The organism is Salinicola sp. MIT1003 (assembly GCF_001858555.1).
In the GTDB taxonomy this organism is placed as follows: Bacteria; Pseudomonadota; Gammaproteobacteria; order Pseudomonadales; family Halomonadaceae; genus Salinicola; species Salinicola salarius.
Map to the genome: position 1 here is coordinate 47,288 of NZ_MCAP01000013.1, position 17,746 is coordinate 65,033.

The 17,746-nt window shown below is 68.4% G+C and carries 11 protein-coding genes; 6 read left to right on the top strand and 5 right to left on the bottom strand.

Annotation, left to right across the window (positions count from 1 at the left end):
• Nucleotides 1-295 precede the first annotated feature (295 nt).
• The 5 genes from BC443_RS07940 to BC443_RS07960 all read left to right on the top strand — a co-directional run bounded on the left by BC443_RS07940 (nucleotide 296) and on the right by BC443_RS07960 (nucleotide 4,732).
• On the top strand, nucleotides 296-1,267 hold the full coding sequence (locus BC443_RS07940) for a zinc-binding alcohol dehydrogenase (RefSeq protein ID WP_071231313.1): 972 nt from the start codon (nucleotides 296-298) through the stop codon (nucleotides 1,265-1,267).
• A 75-nt stretch (nucleotides 1,268-1,342) separates the two neighbouring features.
• Complete coding sequence (locus BC443_RS07945) at nucleotides 1,343-1,741, top strand: 6-carboxytetrahydropterin synthase (protein WP_071231314.1); 399 nt, start codon at nucleotides 1,343-1,345, stop codon at nucleotides 1,739-1,741.
• Nucleotides 1,738-2,802, top strand: a complete 1,065-nt coding sequence (locus BC443_RS07950) for a glycosyltransferase family 4 protein (protein ID WP_071231315.1) — start codon at nucleotides 1,738-1,740, stop codon at nucleotides 2,800-2,802. The genes BC443_RS07945 and BC443_RS07950 overlap by 4 nt, the downstream gene beginning before the upstream one ends.
• The gene (locus tag BC443_RS07955) at nucleotides 2,802-3,728 is read left to right on the top strand and encodes a class I SAM-dependent methyltransferase (RefSeq protein WP_071231316.1); all 927 of its coding nucleotides are present in this window, start codon (nucleotides 2,802-2,804) and stop codon (nucleotides 3,726-3,728) included. Before BC443_RS07950 ends, BC443_RS07955 begins: the two co-directional genes overlap by 1 nt.
• A complete protein-coding gene (locus tag BC443_RS07960) occupies nucleotides 3,725-4,732 on the top strand; it encodes a lysylphosphatidylglycerol synthase transmembrane domain-containing protein (protein ID WP_071231317.1) in 1,008 nt (335 codons plus the stop codon). The genes BC443_RS07955 and BC443_RS07960 overlap by 4 nt, the downstream gene beginning before the upstream one ends.
• Before the next feature lie 8 nt (nucleotides 4,733-4,740).
• Here BC443_RS07960 and BC443_RS07965 read toward each other — a convergent pair whose 3' ends face one another.
• A complete protein-coding gene (locus BC443_RS07965) occupies nucleotides 4,741-5,646 on the bottom strand; it encodes a RibD family protein (RefSeq protein ID WP_244179938.1) in 906 nt (301 codons plus the stop codon).
• 173 nt (nucleotides 5,647-5,819) lie between these two features.
• Here BC443_RS07965 and ribA point away from each other — a divergent pair, with 173 nt between their 5' ends.
• Entirely contained in the window at nucleotides 5,820-6,959 is a 1,140-nt protein-coding gene (gene ribA, locus BC443_RS07970) for a GTP cyclohydrolase II RibA (protein ID WP_071231318.1), read from the top strand.
• A 77-nt stretch (nucleotides 6,960-7,036) separates the two neighbouring features.
• Here the strand turns inward: ribA and BC443_RS07975 are convergent, their stop codons facing one another.
• Genes BC443_RS07975 through recC form a run of 4 tightly spaced genes read right to left on the bottom strand, consistent with a single transcriptional unit; the run spans nucleotide 7,037 to nucleotide 17,686 of the window.
• Nucleotides 7,037-7,846, bottom strand: coding sequence for a creatininase family protein (locus tag BC443_RS07975; protein ID WP_071231319.1), 810 nt, complete (start codon nucleotides 7,844-7,846; stop codon nucleotides 7,037-7,039).
• Nucleotides 7,843-9,921 (bottom strand): exodeoxyribonuclease V subunit alpha, encoded by a 2,079-nt coding sequence (gene recD, locus BC443_RS07980; protein ID WP_083387282.1) that lies wholly within the window; start codon nucleotides 9,919-9,921, stop codon nucleotides 7,843-7,845. The genes BC443_RS07975 and recD overlap by 4 nt, the downstream gene beginning before the upstream one ends.
• Entirely contained in the window at nucleotides 9,918-13,874 is a 3,957-nt protein-coding gene (gene recB / locus BC443_RS07985; protein WP_071231320.1) for an exodeoxyribonuclease V subunit beta, read from the bottom strand. Before recB ends, recD begins: the two co-directional genes overlap by 4 nt.
• On the bottom strand, nucleotides 13,871-17,686 hold the full coding sequence (recC, locus tag BC443_RS07990; RefSeq protein ID WP_071231321.1) for an exodeoxyribonuclease V subunit gamma: 3,816 nt from the start codon (nucleotides 17,684-17,686) through the stop codon (nucleotides 13,871-13,873). Before recC ends, recB begins: the two co-directional genes overlap by 4 nt.
• Nucleotides 17,687-17,746 lie beyond the last annotated feature (60 nt).

The window sequence follows — 17,746 nt, forward strand, 5'->3', positions numbered from 1 at the left end:
TGGTCAGGCATCGTTACGCACCTCGTACAAGTCTGGATGCACTTTGATCGATTTGCGAGAAGCGACTTCCTGGCCGCTTCATTACCGGAAGCGGACGGCACCCTATCCCGCCCAGCATCATTCCGCCAAGCCTTCGATAGAAAGCGGATATCCAACCCGGGTTCGATGACTCTTGCTTGCCGCCCTTTTATTGTACAAGTATTGTACAATGCTAAATCGTCATACTCTGCCATACTGCCATTCAGAGCGACAGCAAGCCGGACATCCAGATCTGTATCAAGGAGCGGATATCTCAATGACGACGCCTTACGCCCATGCTTTCTGGTCGCTCGGCGACGGCACCGGCGAAATTCGCCAGGCCGAGCTGAGTGTCAGCGGCGATCTGATGATAAGAACCTGCTACTCGGCCATCAGCCGTGGCAGCGAAACCCTGGTCTTCAAGGGCCAGGTGCCGGTCAGCGAATACCAGCGAATGCGCGCGCCGTTCCAGAGCGGCGAGTTTCCGGGGCCGGTCAAATACGGCTACTCCAACGTCGGCGTCGTCGAGCAGGGAGCCCACGACTGGCACGGCCGGTACGTCTATTGCCTGCATCCACACCAGACCCACTACCGCGTCGGGGCCGACGATGTCGTTCCGCTGCCGCCGGACGTGCCTCCGCAACGCGCGATCCTCGGCGCCAACATGGAGACGGCGCTCAACGCCCTGTGGGATGCCGCCCCGGGAATCGGCGACCGAATCAGCGTCGTCGGCGCTGGCGTGGTCGGCGCCCTGGTGGCCTGGCTCTGCGCGCGCCTGCCCGGTGCCCACGTCCAGTTGATCGATATCGACGAGCGCAAGCGCTTCCTGGGAGAGGCGCTGAGCGTCGACTTTCATACCCCGGAAACGGCCGCTGCCGAGCAGGACCTGGTCATCCACGCCAGCGCCTCGGATGGCGGCCTGCAGACCGCCCTTTCGCTGGCCGGGTTCGAGGCGACCGTGCTCGAAATGAGCTGGTACGGCAGTCGCGAAGTGAACCTGCCGCTCGGCGAGGCGTTTCACGCGCGCCGCCTGACGCTGCGGTCGAGCCAGGTCGGCAGCGTCTCCCCGGGGCATCGCCCGCGCTGGGATCACAAGCGGCGGCTCTCGCTCGCGCTGTCGCTGCTCAACCACGACTGTCTGGACGTGCTGATCAGCGGCGAAAGCCACTTCCGGGATCTTCCCGAGACATTGAAACGGCTGAGCCAGTCGGATGACGATACGCTCTGTCAGCGCATCCGCTACGGCTGAAGCCGCGTAACCGCCTTGGCATTGACATCCAAGGGCACACGCATCAAAGGACTCATGCCTCAAGGAGCGAAAGGAATGTTCAGCCTGACCGTCCGCGATCACATGATGATCGCTCACAGCTTCCACAGCGAAACCTTCGGCCCGGCACAGAAGCTGCACGGCGCGACGTACGTGGTCGATGTCACCTTCAAGCGCCCCGAGCTGGATCATGACGATCTCGTGGTCGACATCGGCCTCGCCAGCGAGACCCTGAAGCGCGTTCTCGGCGAGTTCACGCTGAACAACCTCGACGAGGTCGAGGAGTTCAAGGGCCGCAATACCACCACCGAATTCATGGCCCGGGTCGTTTTCGACCGCCTGTCCCACGCCATTCGAGAAGGCGCTTTGGGCGACGGCGGCCGCCACCTCACCGCCATGACCGTCACGCTCCATGAATCCCACATCGCCTGGGCAAGTTACGAAGGGGGCCTATGAGCGACTTCACGCTTATCGTTGCCGGCGACCCCGGCCAGTTGACCGGCGGCTACGTCTATGACGCCAGAATCGTCGAGGCACTGCGCGCCAGCGGCTGGGAGATCGACATCGTCGGGCTCGACGGGCGCTTCCCGGAGCCGGATGCCGTCGCCTCCCACGCCCTGGACAGCGCCTTGACCGCCCTGCCCGACGGCAGTCAGGCCGTGATCGACGGGCTCGCCATGGGCGGCCTGCCGGCGATCGTCGAGCGTCACGCCTCGCGTCTGGCGATCACGGCTCTGGTGCATCACCCGCTCGCCGACGAAACCGGCCTGGGGGCGCCCGAGCAGCAACGTTTTCGCATCAGCGAAACCCGCGCTCTGGCCGCCGTCGGCCACGTGATCGTCACCAGTGTCTACACCGCCCGCCGGCTGGCCGACTTCGCCGTGCCGGCGGAGAAGATCGCCGTCATCGAACCCGGCGTCGAGCTCGGTCAACTGGCGAGCGGCGACGGCAGCGGAACGCCTCGCCTGCTCTGCATTGCCACGATCACCCCGCGCAAGGGCCAGGATCTGCTGGTCGAGGCGCTGTCGGGCCTCACATCGCTGCCGTGGCAGTGCGATCTGATCGGCGCTCTCGACCGGGCCGACGCCTACGTCGACGAGGTGCGCGAGGCCATCGACGCACACCAGTTGAACGAGCGTATCCGGCTGCTGGGTTCTCAACCCACCGATCGTCTGAGCGAGCATTATCGGCAGGCCGACCTGTTCGTGCTGCCGTCGCACTATGAAGGCTACGGCATGGTGATTACCGAAGCTCTCGCCCATGGTCTCCCCGTCGTTACCACCACGGGCGGCGCCCTCGCCCACACGCTGCCGGACACGGCCGGTATCAAGGTGCCGCCGGGGGACGCGACGGCGCTTCGCGACGCCCTGAAACGCATGCTCGAAGAGCCGCAAACCTATCGGCGCTATCAGGCAGGCGCGCGGGAGATTCGCGACACGCTCGGCGACTGGAACCGCGCCGCCGAGGCCTTCGGTCACGCCTTGAAACGCGCCGGGGCCGCGGAGGCGACGTCCTGATGTCGATGCCGTCCACGCCCGCCGCCGACGCTCTGTTCAGCGATGCCTTGTTCAGCGACCAGTGGCTGACACTGCGGGAGCCCGCCGACCATCTGGCGCGCGATGCCCAGCTCGCCCACGCCGCCGACCGCTGGCTGACGCAGCGCGCCACGCCGACCCGACCGCTCGAGACGCAACGGACGCTGGTCGATCTGGGATGCGGCAGCGGTTCGAACCCGCGCTATCTGGCGCCACGGCTTCACGGTGCCCAGCACTGGCGTCTGATCGATCACGACGCCGAACTGCTGACCCAGGCCCGGCTGCGCTGCGAGCCACTGGTCAGCGCCGACGGCCAGCCGATTCACCTGGAGACCCGCAATCTGAGCCTCGCCGGTGCCTGGAAGCACGGCCTGCAGGGGGCGGACCTGGTCACCGCCTCGGCGCTGTTCGATCTGCTGACAGCCGCCGATATCGAAGCTCTGGCCGATGCCTGCCGGGCCAACGATTGCGCCGTGCTGTTCGCGCTCAGCGTCGATGGCCAGATACGCTTTCACGATTCCAGCGGTACGCCGCTTTACAGTGACGACGACCGTTTCATGCTGGCCGCACTCGCGGCCCATCAGCAGCGCAACAAGGGCGGCGGTCCCGCCATGGGCACCCAGGCGCCGCGCCATCTCCGCGAGAGCTTTCATCGCCGTGGCTACCACATCCGCGAGGCCACGACGCCCTGGCGTCTCGGGCCGGAATCGCTGGCGCTCGCCGAGGCCCTGCTGGCCGGCTGGCGCACCGCCCTCCACGAGCAACTGCCGCAGCAGCACAGCCGCGTCGACCGCTGGCATGCCCAACGGCTGGAAAGGTTGATGCGCGAGCAACTGACGGTGACCGTCGGGCATCGGGACCTCTTCGCCGCGCCCATCGCGGACGCCGCCCCGGGAGCGCCAGCGTGAACCGCTGGCTGTCGCCTGCGCTGCGCCTGGCCGCGACGCTGGCGCTGCTGGGGATGCTCGCCTGGCAACTGGATACCGACCGGTTGCTGTCGCGGCTCGCCGACCTGTCGCCGAGCTGGGTTCTGCTGGCCGTGCTGATCGGTGTTCCCCAGGTCGTGCTGTCGGCCTGGCGCTGGCGCATGACGGCTCATCAGATCGGGATCGCGCTGCCGTGGCCGACCGCCATCCGCGAATACTATCTGGCGACGTTCCTCAATCAGGTCTTGCCGGGCGGGGTGATGGGAGACGCGGCGCGTGCCTGGCGTCACGGCAGTGCCCGTGGGCGGCCGAATGCCCGCGCCAGCTCGCCATCCGGGGCAGCGATCCGAGCCGTCATCATCGAGCGCGCCTCCGGACAGCTCGCGCTGCTGCTGGTCGCGGTCGCCGCCATTCTGCTCTCGCCGGCGCTGCGCGGCGGCATCGGCGGATGGTGGGAAGTGCACGGCACCATGGCGCGGTGGCTGCTACTGGCGATCCTGCTCGCATCCGCCGCCATCATCCAACGCCTGCGACATCGGCCCTGGCCGCCGCTGGCAAGCTTCGGCCGGGACGCCAGGCGGGCGCTGCTGGCGCTTTCCGTCTGGCCGGCCCAGTTGATCGGCTCGCTGCTGATCGTCGCCACCTACATGGCCGTGTTCCTCTGCGCCGCCCAGGCGCTGGGGCTGTCACGATCGGTGTCGGAATGGCTGCCGTTGATCCCGCCGCTGCTGATGGCGATGGCGATTCCGCTGACCATCGCCGGCTGGGGGTTGCGGGAAGGCGCCGCCGCCGTGATCTGGCCACTGGCCGGCCTGCCGGTACAGGAAGGCGTGGCGCTGTCGGTGACCTACGGCCTGCTGATTCTCGCCGCCAGCCTGCCGGGCCTGGCGGTGCTGCTATGGGATCGCCGGCCGAACCGGCAGGCCACGCGGCCGGTTCGAACGCCCGCGCGGGGCGAGTCCGCTCCGGGAGGGCACCCCGGATGAAACCTCGATCACGTCACGCCGCGATCGCGCAGATCCAGATCGAACAACATGTCCTGGCCCAGGCAGAAGTGCCGGCAAGCCGGCCGCAGCGCCCCGTCCAGCGTCTCGATTTCCGGCAGCGTCAGCGCCGGACGGCCGGAGCCGATCAGCATGGGCGCGACCACGCTGTGCATTCGATCGAGGCAGTCAGCTTCGAGAAAGCGCGAGATCGTCAGCCCGCCGCCCTCGATCAGAATCCGGCGATGGCCGTGCTCGGCCAGCAGCGAGATGACCTGCGCGGGATCGATCCCCGCCGGCCCCGGCGTCACCGGCTTGACGCTGACATGATCGGCGCCACCGTGACCGGCAACACCCTCGCCGACGAGATGCCAGGTCGGCGCCGCCGGCTGCCGAAACACACCGCGATCCGCCGGCACCCGGCCTCGCGGATCGAGCACCACGCGCAGCGGGCTGTCGCCCTCGACATGACGCACGGTCAGTTGCGGGTCGTCGGCATCGACCGTACCGGCACCCACGACCACGGCATCCACCAGCGCCCGCAGCCGGTGAAGATGAACCAGACTCTGCGTTCCGGTGACATAGTGGGAAGCCCCGCTCGCCGTCGCGATTCGACCGTCCAGGCTCTGCCCGATCTGCGCGATGACGCGCGGGCCCCGGGTGATGTCCGCCATGCACCACGGCAGCCAGATCGACAGCAACTGCGCCGCCTCCTCGTCGACCTCGTGGCTACAGCGCCAATCGCCCCGGGCATCGATATCGAGCCGGTAGCGCCCATCGACGACAGCCCCCTCGAAGATACCGTCACGGTTCAGATCCGCCGCACGACGAATCCAATTCCAGGCCTGCGGAGTATGTACAGGAGGTATACGAGCAGAAGCAGTACGAGAAGAAGGAGTACGAGAAGAAAAAGTCATGGTCATTCCTTGGCCAGACGGCACCACAGCGTAGCAAAGATCGCCCCTCGGGCGGAGGCGGTTCGATGATGAACACCATGGCCGCCAACGACACGCACCTTTGATCACGGATGACGATCACGGCTCTCGATCATGCAGAGGCGGATCATGGATGACAGGATAAGGAGACGAGCATGCGACAGGTAGAACGCGCGATTTTCGATCTGCGACGCGGCCTTCCGGTTCTCGTACGCGCCAGCCATGGCGACGTGATGGTTCACCCGCTCGAGGGCTGCGACGACGAAGCCCTGGCAGCACTGCACGCCTTCAGCGGCAATCAGCCCGCGCTGGCGCTGACCCGGCATCGGCTCTCGCGGTTGGGCATCGACTTCGAGCCCAGGGTCGGGCTAGTGCCGATCGGTCCCGCCGACCGGGCGGAAGAGATCATTGCCTGGGCCAGCGCCGAGGAGCAGCGCTTCTCGCCGGGGAGCCAGCCGCTGAACGCCAACGACGGCAGCGTGGCGGCGCTGGACCTGATGCGCATCGGCCTACTCATCCCCGCCGCGATCGTCGCCAGCGTCAGCGATGGCAAGCGCGCCCAGGTAGAAGCCCTCGTCGCCGAAGGCACCGTGCTGGCCGTCGCCGCCGAGCAGATCGCTGCCTATTCGGAGACGCGATCGCATTTCCTCAAACGCACCAGCGACGCGGAAATCCCGCTATCCCACGCCGAACGCGCCAGATTCGTGATGTTCCGGGAGGCCGACGGCATGCGCGAGCACATTGCCATCGTCATCGGCGATCCCGATGCGTGGAACGATGCCGTGCCGGTGCGGCTGCACTCCGCCTGTCTGACCGGCGATCTCTTCGGCAGCCTGCGCTGTGACTGCGGCGAACAGCTCCGCGAGAGCGTGCGCACCATCGACGAACGCGGCGGCGGCGTGCTGCTCTATCTCGCCCAGGAAGGACGCGGCATCGGCCTGGCCAACAAGCTGCGCGCCTACACATTGCAGGACGGCGGGCTGGATACGGTGGACGCCGACCAGGTACTCGGATTCGGCGAGGACGAGCGCACCTATGGCGTCGCGCTGGAGATGCTGGAACAGCTCGACATCACCCGCATCGAGCTGTTGACCAACAATCCGGAGAAGATCGCCGCCATGGACCAGGGCGGCGTCGAGGTCGTCAACCGCCGCGGCGTCTACGGCAAGCTGACCAAGCAGAACCGTCGCTACCTGGACGCCAAGGCCAAGCGCGCCGGCCACTGGCTGGAAGAGGTGCTCAACGAGGGCGAAAGCGGGCCGGTGACGCCGCTCAAGCGCCCCGTGGCCCGCTGACAGGCGCCTCGGACGAAGACCTACGTCGGACGAAGACCTACGTCGGACGAAGACCGACGTCCGGACGACGCCGATCTTCAGGCGTCGCCCGGATCTCGACCTCGCAGCGTGGTCAAATCGAAGCGCCCCGCTTCCTCGATCACCCGCGCCAGGCGGGCACCGAAATGCTCGACCAGTCGTCGCCCGGTATCGGCATCGGCCAGCGTCGCATTGCCGGTGACGCCGCTCGGGTGCAGATCCTGGGCCATCCAGGCGTAGCCGGCATCGCCTTCAGGGCCTAGCGTGGAGCCGGCTTGTTCTTGAAGCCGGCCCTGCGACACGGCATCTGCCAGATGATCGACACGAACCTTGTGCGGCGCGAGGTGCAGCATCATCGACGTTTCCAGCGCGCCGCCATGCAAGCCATGGCGCAGCTCCTCGGCCGGAAGCGCCTGCTCCGGGGGCGCGAAGCGAAAGTAGTTGGCCTTGACCACCAGCATGCCATGGGCGGCACGCAGCTTGAGTGCCGCCAGATCGATGACCGCCTTGTTCCCGCCATGGCTGTTGAACAGCACCAGGCGCCGGATGCCGGCGCGATGCACCGCCTCCCCCAGCGCCTCGATCACGGTCATCGCCGTCTCCGGCATCAGGCTCAGCGTTCCCGCAAAATCGGTATGTTCCAGACTCGAGCCCAGCGCCAGCGGTGGCAGCGCGATCACACCCCGGGCCGGCTCGAGCTGCCCCGCTGCCACGTCGAGCAGCCCCAGCCCGATATCCAGATCTGTCGAAAGCGGCAGATGCGCGCCGTGCTGTTCGATCGCCGCCAGCGGCAACACCGCCACCGTCGTCTCGTCGACCAGCCCGGCAAGCTCGGTGCTGGTCAGCTCCTGCCACTGATGAAGACTCATGCTTCCCTCCCTGACGAATCGGTTGCGGTGGATGCCGCCGAGGTCTTCAGCAACCGCTCCGCGATGGCACTGTCCCTGACCACCCGTCGCGCCACGGCGTCGCGCAGCATCCGCTCGTCGCTGCCGCCGCGGGACTGAGGCTGGGCCAGAGCCAACGTCAGCCGTGAGCGCGCTCGGGTGATACCGGTGTAGATCAACTCCCGCGTGACGATGGGGTTGGCTCGCGCCGGCAGCGCGAACAGCACATGCTCGAATTCCGAACCCTGGGACTTGTGGACGGTCATGGCGAAGGCGGTCGCCGCCGCATCGAGCCGCGAAGGCAGCACCTGACGCACGCCGTCGCCCTGCGGGAAACAGACCCGCAGCCGCCCGCCCTCGTCGGGCAGGGTCAGCCCCAGGTCGCCATTGTAGAGCCCCAGTTGCGGGTCGTTGTGCGTCACCATCACCGGACGTCCGGCGAACCAGCCATCGGTGCGCGAGATCCAGCCCTGCTGCCACAATGCCCGCGCAATCCGCTCGTTCAACCCTTCGACGCCCCACGGCCCGCGTCGCAGCGCGCACAGCACCTGAAAGCGGCTCTGCAGCGCGCGGATCGCTGACGGCGAAGCCCCGGCCCGCAGCGCCTCGAACAGTTCCCGATAACCCGCCACTACCGCCCGCTCGAACGCCGTGGCGTCGATATCCAGCGTCGCCAGGTCCTCGAAGCCGCCTTTCAGCGCCTGAACGAAGCCGCGGCCATCGCCGGCATTGGCGGCTCTGGCGAGCGCCCCGATGCCGCTGTCCGCCCGGAATCGAAAGCTCTTGCGCAGCATGGCGACGTGGTCCGCCAGCGGATTGGTCTGGGTGGCGGCGGGCAGCGGCTCGCCGGCCACCGCCTGCAGATAGTCACGCAGGGGCTCGGAATATCCCACGCCGTCACCGACGCCGGCTCCCGCGCACAGATCCCCCAGGACCGAGCCCGCCTCCACCGAGGCCAGCTGGTCCTTGTCGCCGAGCAGAATCAGTCGGGCGTCCGCCGGCATCGCCTCGAGCAGCGCGGCCATCATCTCCAGGTCGACCATCGAGGCCTCGTCCACCACCAGCAGATCCAGGCTCAACGGCGCCTCGGCGTGATGGCGAAAATGGCGCGTGTCCGGACGCGCCCCCAGCAGCCGGTGAAGCGTCTGCGCCTCCTGCGGAATCGCGTCGCGCACGGTCGCCGGGACCTCCAGGCGACCCACCGCCCCGGCGATCGACTCGGACAAGCGGGCTGCCGCCTTGCCGGTGGGTGCCGCCAGCCGGATACGCAGCGCCTCGCCGTCCCGCGCCAGCGACTGCTGCTGCAGCAGCGCCAGCAGTCGCGTCACGGTAGTGGTCTTGCCGGTGCCGGGGCCGCCGGAGATGATCGTCAACCGCTGGCGCAGCGCCAGTGCGCACGCCACGCGCTGCCAGTCGGGGTCGTCTCCCTCGCGCTGGTTGCCGGCGAACAGTGCCGCCAGTTGCTCCGCCAGTTCGTCGGCGACGGCCAGCGGCTGGCCCAGGCGCTGACGCAGGTGCGCCGCGACGCCGCTCTCGGCCTGCCAGTAGCGGCGCAGATAGAGTCGTTCGCCGTCGAGCACCAGCGGCGTGGCGAGCCCCGAGGCCTCCCCGGCCAGCGCGACGATGGAGGACGCCGCCAGCACCGCGACCCACCGCTGTGGCGTGACGCCCTCGAGCAGGGATTCCGGCAGCACCACGGCCTGCGCGGCGTCGTTCCCCTCCTCCAGTGGCGGCAACGACAGCGCGGAACGCGGCGCCTCCAGCACGCGGGATAGCGACAGGCAGACGTGACCGCGCCCCACCTGGTGGCTGGCGAGCGCGGCCGCCAGCCACAGCAACGGATCGTCGCCCGGATCGCGCTCGGCGAGAAAGATCGCGAAGTGGCGGTCGAGCTGGCGCAGCCAGCCGAGCTCCACCCACAGCGCCAGCGCCTCGAACAGCGCCTCTCGCGTCAGCGCCGGCTCGTCGACATCGAGCGCCAGGGTGAACTGATCCGCCTCGCGGGAATGCGGGTCCGATCGTTGATCGGGTTTCTGCGACGAGGGTCGGCGGTTCATGAATGAGTCTCCCTGGACTGACGCAACAAGGCTCTGGCCGGCTCGGTGTCCCCTTCGAGCCAGGCATCCAGCGCCTCGATCAGCGCCCGGTCGGGGCGGCGATGGAACACGCCGTTCGCCGTCGCCGCGGCGAGCGTGGTGGAAGGCGCTGGCGCGTCTTCGGGCGCCATGGAGAGCGGCGCCATGGAAAGCGACGGCTCGGCAAGCCCCCGAAGAAAGACATAGCAGGCACCGCCCACATGCCGGTCGTAGTCATAATCCTCCAGCCGCGACTTGAGCAGGCGATGCAGCGCCAGCACGTAGAGCACGTACTGCAGGTCGTAACGGTGATCCACCATCGCCGCGGCCAGCCGCTCGCCCTGATAATCCGCCGGATCGTCGCCCAGATGGTTGGACTTCCAGTCGAGCACGTACCAGCGCCCGCCCGCTTCGAAGGTCAGGTCGATATACCCCTTGAGCATGCCGTTGAGCTTGCGCGGCGCCAGCCGGGGCCGCAGTCCGGGCAACGGTTCGAGCCGGGTGACGAGCCGGTCCAGCGGTTCGCTCCATGCGTCCGAGGCCGGCAGCCAGAATTCCAGCTCGGTACGCCACGCCTCGAGCCGGTCGAGACGCACCGGGTGACCATCGACATGCATCAGCGGCAGCCGCAGCCGTTCGAGCAGCCAGGCGTGCAGCAGCGACGCCCAATCGGCGTCGAAGCCGCTCATCGCCAGGCGCCGTTCGATATCGCGGCGCAACGCCACGGCGTAGGCCGGGTCTTCCAGACGATCGAAATCGAGTCTTTCCAGCAAGCCGTGCAGGAAGGTGCCCGGCCGCGGGCCTCGCGGGAAATCGAGCAGCGAACGGATGCTGGGCCGCGGTATCGGGTCGCGCTCGCGGCTGACCTCGATGTCCAGCGTCGCCGGCAGATCCTCGCTGGCTGCCGCCGCATCTTCGCCGCCGCCTTCGCTGGCCGTGTCGCGGTGCCACGCCTCCTCTTCCCGGTCGGCATCGCCCAGGGCCCGGCGCGCGTCGGCAATCAGCGAGGTATAGGAAGCGATCCACCAGTCGTCGTCGATCTGCCCCCGGAAGACGCGTGCCGGCTTGGTCTGCGGTGCGAACGCATCGATTCGCAGCCGGTGATCCGGCGTCTCGGGCGGCGGCTCGATCGCCAGCCACCCCGCGTGCTGGCCCTGGCGCAGCCGTTCCAGCAGCGCCGCGCCGTCGTCTTCCTTGTCGCTGCCCAGCAGCCGCCCCAGCGCCGTCTCGTGCAGGCAGCCGCCCTTGCCACGACCGCGGCCGACGTGCGCCACACCCAATCGGCAGGCGTAGGCGGCGCGGGTCAGGGCGACATAGAGCAGCCTTACATCCTCGTCGAGACGGGCCAGATCGGCCTCGCGCTGCTGGGCGTCGTCCGGCGACGCCACCATCACGCTGCCTTCGCCCTCCGGCGACTTCAACGCCAGCAGCCCGGTCTGGCGGTCCGGCTCCGCCGGGCGGTGCGAGCAGATGAACGGCAGCAGCACGATGGGGTATTCGAGTCCCTTGGACTTGTGCACCGTGATCACCCGGACCAGATCCTCGTCACTCTCGAGGCGCTGGCTGAGCGCCTGGCTGTCCAGCGTCTCGACGCCTTCCTGCAGCGCCCGATGCCACCAGCGCAGCAGCGCCTGCTCGCCGTCGAGCCGCTGCTGGGCGTTCTGCGCCAGTTCACCGAGATGCAGCAGATCGGTCAGCGCCCGCTCGCCGTCGGTACGCTGGGCGAGCCGCTCGGCGATACGGAAGTCCCGCATGACGGTGCGCAGCATGGGCAGCACGCCGCGTCGCTGCCACTGGCGGTGGTAGTCGCTGAAGCGCTCGACCTCCCGTTCCCAGGCCAGTTCGTCGGCCAGCAGCGGCTCCAGCGCCCGTGGCGAGTCGTTGAGCAGCTTGGTCGCCAGCGCCGCCTTGAGCCTAGCGTCCTGGCGCGGCTGGGCCACGGCTTCGAACAGCTGCAGCAGCTCGAACGCCTGGGGCGTATCGAACACGCTCGAGCGCTCGCTCAGGTAGACGCTGCGGATACCGCCTTCGGCGAGCGCCGCGCGGACCTTGAGCGCCTCGCCGCCATGGCGGACCAGAATGGCGATATCGGCGGGCTGCACCGGGCGCTCGCCCTTCGCCCCCTCGAACCGCCACTCGCCTTCCAGCAGCCGCTGCACCTCGGCCCGCGTCGCCGTCGCCATCACGCTCTGGTATTCACCGCGGGAGTAGCGCTCGGTATCCGGCCACCAGACGCCCAGCGCCGCTACCGGCTGGCCGCCCCGGTCGATCAGCCGCGTCGACTTGGGGTTCGACTCGACGGCGACGAACGGAATCTCGTCGCTGCCGAAGGGTTGCGGATGACGCCGGAACAGCGCATTGGTGGCCTCGACCATGGCCTGGGTCGAGCGGAAATTGCGCATCAGCGTGAAGCGACTCGGCGTCGCCCGGCGCGCGCGCAGGTAGGTATGGATATCGGCCCCGCGAAAGGCGTAGATCGCCTGCTTGGGGTCGCCGATCATTAAAAGCGCTGTCGTGGCCGGATCGCTCTCCGGCGCACGGTAGATGTTCGAGAAGATCCGATACTGGACCGGATCGGTATCCTGAAATTCGTCGATCAGCGCCACCGGCAGCTCGTGGCGGATGCGCGCCGCCAGCCGCAGCGCCGCGCTGTCGTCGGCTCTCGTTTCGCTCTCTGTAGCCACTATGCCCGCTGGCCCGTCCGATGACGGGGCCGGCCGTGCCAGGGCGGCATCGAGATCGTTGAGCAGGTCCGAGAATTCCCACAGCCCCTGGCGGCGCTTGTCGGCAGCGAAGCTCACCGCGATGCGGTCGCGGGCGTGGGCCAGCACCTGTCGGGCGACCGCGTCGAAGGGCCGGCCGTGGGCGGCGAGGCGATCGAGATGGGCAAAGAACGGGTGCGTTGGCGCTGTCAGCCCTTTCTGGGCCGCGCTCTTCAGCAACGCCCCCGCGAGCTTCTCCTGACTCAGCCAGAAGCGCCCGCTGCTGTCGGTGATCTCCTCGGCGGCCTCGAACTCGCCCCGGGCCAGCCAGCTTTCGAACGCCGCCAGCCGATCGGCCAGCTCGTCGGGCTTGAACCGGCTCTTGTTGAGCACGCCATCGTGGAACGCCTCGGCCATCAAGGCGCCGATGGCATCGCGGTCCCAGGCCGCCGCCAGCGCCGCTTCGATGGACTCCCGTTCGTGCAGCCCGCTTTCCAGCTCGGCGAACAGCGCGGTCAGGGAGTCCGGCGCTTTTACCGCCTCGCCGGCGACCCACAGCGGCTGGGGTTCGCCATCCTTCAACAATGGCCGCAACGCGGCCGCCAGCGCTTCCGGCCCGCTCCACTGCGAACGGATCTGGCGCTGCCAGCGCTCGTCGAGCGGATAGAACTCGCACCGCCAGTAATCCTCCACCGCCCGAGCCAGCAGCGCCTGACCATCCTGCAGCAGCTCGGCGGAGAAGCGTGCGCCGGCGTCGAAGGCGTGGCGGGTCAGCATGCGCTGGCAGAAGCCGTGAATGGTGAAGATCGCCGCCTCGTCCATCAGCCGCGCCGCCTGGTCCAGCCGCCGGGCGCCGCTGCGGCAGGCCGTCTCGCCCGCCGTGGCCAGCGGCTCCAGCAGTTCGGCCAGTACCGGATCGTGGCGATCCTCGGCGCTTGCCAGCAGCCAGTCGCGGGCCTGCTTGAGACGCGCCCGGATACGCCCGCGCAGCTCGGCGGTAGCGGCTTCGGTGAAGGTCACGACCAGGATCTCGGGCGGCGTCAACGGCCGGGGGAAATCCACCGTCTCGCGGCCGGGCAGCGGCCCCAGCACCAACCGCACGTAGAGCGCGGCCAGGGTGAAGGTCTTGCCGGTGCCGGCGCTGGCCTCGATCAGATGATGGCCGATCAGCGGCAGGCCGACGAGCTCGAGCGGGACGGTTTCTTCCCGGTTTTCATTCGTGACACCGCTCATTCGCTCGCCCCCCCTCGAGATCGGGTCGACGAGGGTTTCGATAACGGCTTCGATGACGCTGGCGTTGCCACCGCCTGGGAATGGAAATGGGAATGGGTCTGCTGGGACGCTCGCAACAGAACCTCCAGTATCGGTTGATAGTGGGCCACGCTCTCGCGGACGCCGCCGGCCGCCTCGAACGCCTCGAAATCCGGCCACAGCTGGCCGAGACCGCCCTCGCGCTGAACCAGCGACGGCATGCCGAAGCCGCCCTCGTCGTAAGCTTCCGCCAGCCGGTCGCGCCAGCCGGGATCGAGCGATTCCCCCGCCACCAGCCCGCCGAGCGCCTCGCGATCGGCCAGGCTCCACAGCGTCTTGACCAGCGCATCGCTGGCGGGCAGCGGCGCGCACCAGGCGCGCCACCAGGTGCGGAGCCAGTGGCCGAGACTCGCCCGCGCTTGCGCCCTCTCCAGCGTCGGGAACTCCAGCCAGCGGTCCTCGAAAATCGCCGTCCACCGGCAGGGTGACTCTCCGCTGGCGTTGACCAGCAGCCAACGAACGTAGCCCGCGTAGAGTCGATGCGGCTTGCCGAGCTTCTTCCACGGGCCGTCCCCCGAGCCCTGACCATCGGGCTTGAAGTGGCCGAAGTGGCTGGTCTCCAGCGTCACCAGGCCGAGGCTGCCAGCTTTCTCGCTGTCATCGTTTCTGTCGCCGTCATCGCTTTTGTTGTGGTCATCGCGTGTATCGAGATAAAGACCGTCGACCCGGGCCTCCAGCGCCAGTGCGGGACAGTCGGTCGTCGCGTCGATCGCGAAGCGCAACATGGGCGGCGTCAGCGCTTCGGCGCCGTCGACCCGGCGATGCCAGCTCTCCAGTTGGGTCTGCAGACGCCTCAGCGGCGGCTCGATGGTCGCCAGGCCGAAACCCGCCGCCGGCAGCCGCCCTGCCAGACGCAGCCGGTCGGCGACCTGCGCCAGCGGCTCGTGGCGACGGCCGGCATCCAGCAGCTCGCGCTTGAGCGTGTGATCCTCGAGGGCATCGAGAATGAACGGCTCGCTGTCCTCGTCGGGCACGTCGGGATCCTGGAAGCGCACTCCCAGGCGGCCAAGGTAGACGCTCCAAGGCCGGCGCAACAGCCGCTGCAGATCGGCAAGCCCGAGCGCTTCCGCTGGCGCGGGCACGGCATCCGGCGCCGCAGGCTGCGCCGTCTCGGCGTCCGGATTCTCAGCCAGCAGATGCAGCGGCTCCCAGCTGGTATCGAAGGTGTAACGCGGATCGTCGGCGTGGAAATAGCGCCGCGAGAACGGCTGCAACGGATGCGACTCGATCAGTCTCGCCGCCAGCGCCGCTTCGTCGTCCTGTGTCGAAGCGTCGCCCGGGTCCGGCCGCCAGCCCTGCTCCAGCGTGTCGAGCAGCTCGCCGATCAGCACCGAGGGCGGTCGTGGGGTGTTGTCGCGCTGATCGAAGCCGACCCAGGAGAACGTCAGTCGTTCGCGGGCGGAGAGCAGCGCCTCGAGCAGCAGGTAGCGGTCGTCGTCGCGGCGGGAACGGTCCCCCGGACGCGGACGCTGCGCCATCAGGTCGAAGTCCTGCGGCTGGCGCGTGCGGGGATAGGCGCCGTCGTTCATCCCCAGCAGGTAGACCTGCCGGAACGGAATGGCGCGCATCGGCATCAGCGTGGCGAAGTTGACCTTGCCGGCCAGAAAACGCTGGGCCAGGCCACCCTCGTCGAGCTCCGCCCTGAGCGCGTCGCGCACCACGGCGAGGCCGATCGGCTGGGTAAAGGCGGCCAGCTCGCAACTCTGCTGCCAGCGGCCCAGCGCCTGATCCACCCGCGCCAGCACGTCATGCTCGTCCAGCGCGGTGGGGGCGAACAGCGTGTCGATCAGCTGCCGCAAGCGCGCCAGCCAGTCCTCCGGCGTGGCGGCGCTGTTCAATGCCTCGCACTGGGCAGCCATTACGCGTATCAGCTCGGCCAGCCGCCCGGCCAGATCCGCTTCCAGCCCGCCTACCTCGTCGTAGGGCACGATCTCGTCGAACTGCCACGCGGTGCTGTCGGGTAGCGGGCCGGTAGAATACCCCAGCAGCATGCGCTCGAGCCCGAACGCCCAGCTGTTTTCATGCAGCGCGGGAAAGCCGAGCGATCGGCGGTGGGCGCCGGACAGCCCCCAGCGCACGCCGCTCTCCGCCAGCCACTGGCGAAGGCGTGGCAGCTCCGCTTCCTCGATGGCGAAGCGCGCCCGAAACGCCGGAACGTCCAGCGCATCGAGCAGCTCGCTCACGCCCAGCCGCCGTTCGGGAAGCTCCAGCAGCGACAGGACCAGCACCATCATCGGGTGCGCTTCACTGGCGACCTGATCGGCGATGGTGAACGGAATATGGCGGGGATCGTTCGGCGGCAATTGGCCGAAGACCGCCTCGATGTAGGGCGCGTAGACGTCGATCTCCGGCACCATCACCAGAATGTCCCGGGGCCGCAGCGGCGTACCCTGGCTGCTGGCCTCCTCGAACGCTGCCAGCAGACGATCGTGCAGTACCTCCACCTCGCGCAGTGGCGAGTGCACGCTGATGAGTGACAGCGAGGCGTCGTCCGGGGCGATCAGCCGTTTGCCGCTTTCCCGGGTTCGTTCTCCGGGATGTCTGAGATCGAGAATGTCCTGCTGCAGCTGGTTGAGCAGTGGCGCCCGTTCGGGATGCGCCTCATCGACCGTCGCCGGATCGCGGAACAGGTCGGTCTCGACGTCGAAGCCGCCGTCCTGGCTTTCGAACTCGTAGAGGCCGACGATGAAATCCCGCCCTTGCGCGCCCCAGGCAGCCAACAGCGGATTGGCCTGAAGGTGCAGCGCTTCCTCGTCCAGCGTCTCGAGCCACGGCGCTTCCGGATGGCGGGACTGCTGTCTCGCCACCGCCTCGGCGGAAAGCCGTCCGGCGCGCTTGATCGCTTCCCGGTCGGAGACGATATCGCCCCAGTAATGTCGACACGGATTGGCGATCATCAGGAAGACGTCGATGACGCCGGAAAGCGCGTGCAGCGCCTCCAGCGTCTGGGACGGCAGCGCCGAGATGCCGAACACGAAGAGCCGGGGCGGCAATCCTGGCGGGCAGCTCTCCAGCTGTCTGGCGGCGCGCAGGAATCGCCCGTGCAGGCTGGCGCGGTGAAACGCCCGCTCGGCCGGATCGGCATCGGCGATGAGCGCTCGCCATAACGCCGGCTGCCAGCGCTGGTCGGCGGGCAGATCGGCCGGGGCGTCCTCCCCCGCTTCCCAGGCGGCCAGCCAGTCGGGGCGGTAGTTGAGGTACTGATCGAACAGATCCGCCAGGCGGACTGCCAGTTGCCAGCGCTTGCGCTCGGCCTGTTCGGCGGCCCGGCGCTGTGCGCTCTCCTCCATCGCCGCAGACGATTCGACGCTTTCGTCGTCGTGCGACCGGCCCGCCGTGGCATTTTCCAGCCCGGCGCTCAGGTAGTGGGCGAGCGGCGCGAAGGTGACCGGGTCGCTGGCGATCTCGCCTTCCAGCAGCCGCAGGATGCGCCATGCCAGCGGCCGCTTGTCGAACGGCGAATGCAGCGGAATCGGCCGGCTTTCGCCGTCTTCTCCGGCCTGTTCGAGCACCGCACGATAGGCACGCCAGACGAAGCTCGACGGCAACGGGAAATCCACCGAGGCGGCGATGCCGTCGGCCTCGGCCAGCGAGAGGCGCAGCCACTGGGCCATGCCGTTGGACTGCACCAGGAAGGTTTCCGGGGTCAGCGGCGGCAACCGGTGGCGCTTGATCAACGCCAGTGCCAGATCGTGCAGGTCTTCGAGGTGATTGGCATGCAGGACGCTGAACATCCGCTCTCCCGGGTTCTTGGATCGAGGGTCGATGAGGCTTCGACAAAGACGCCATCCTAC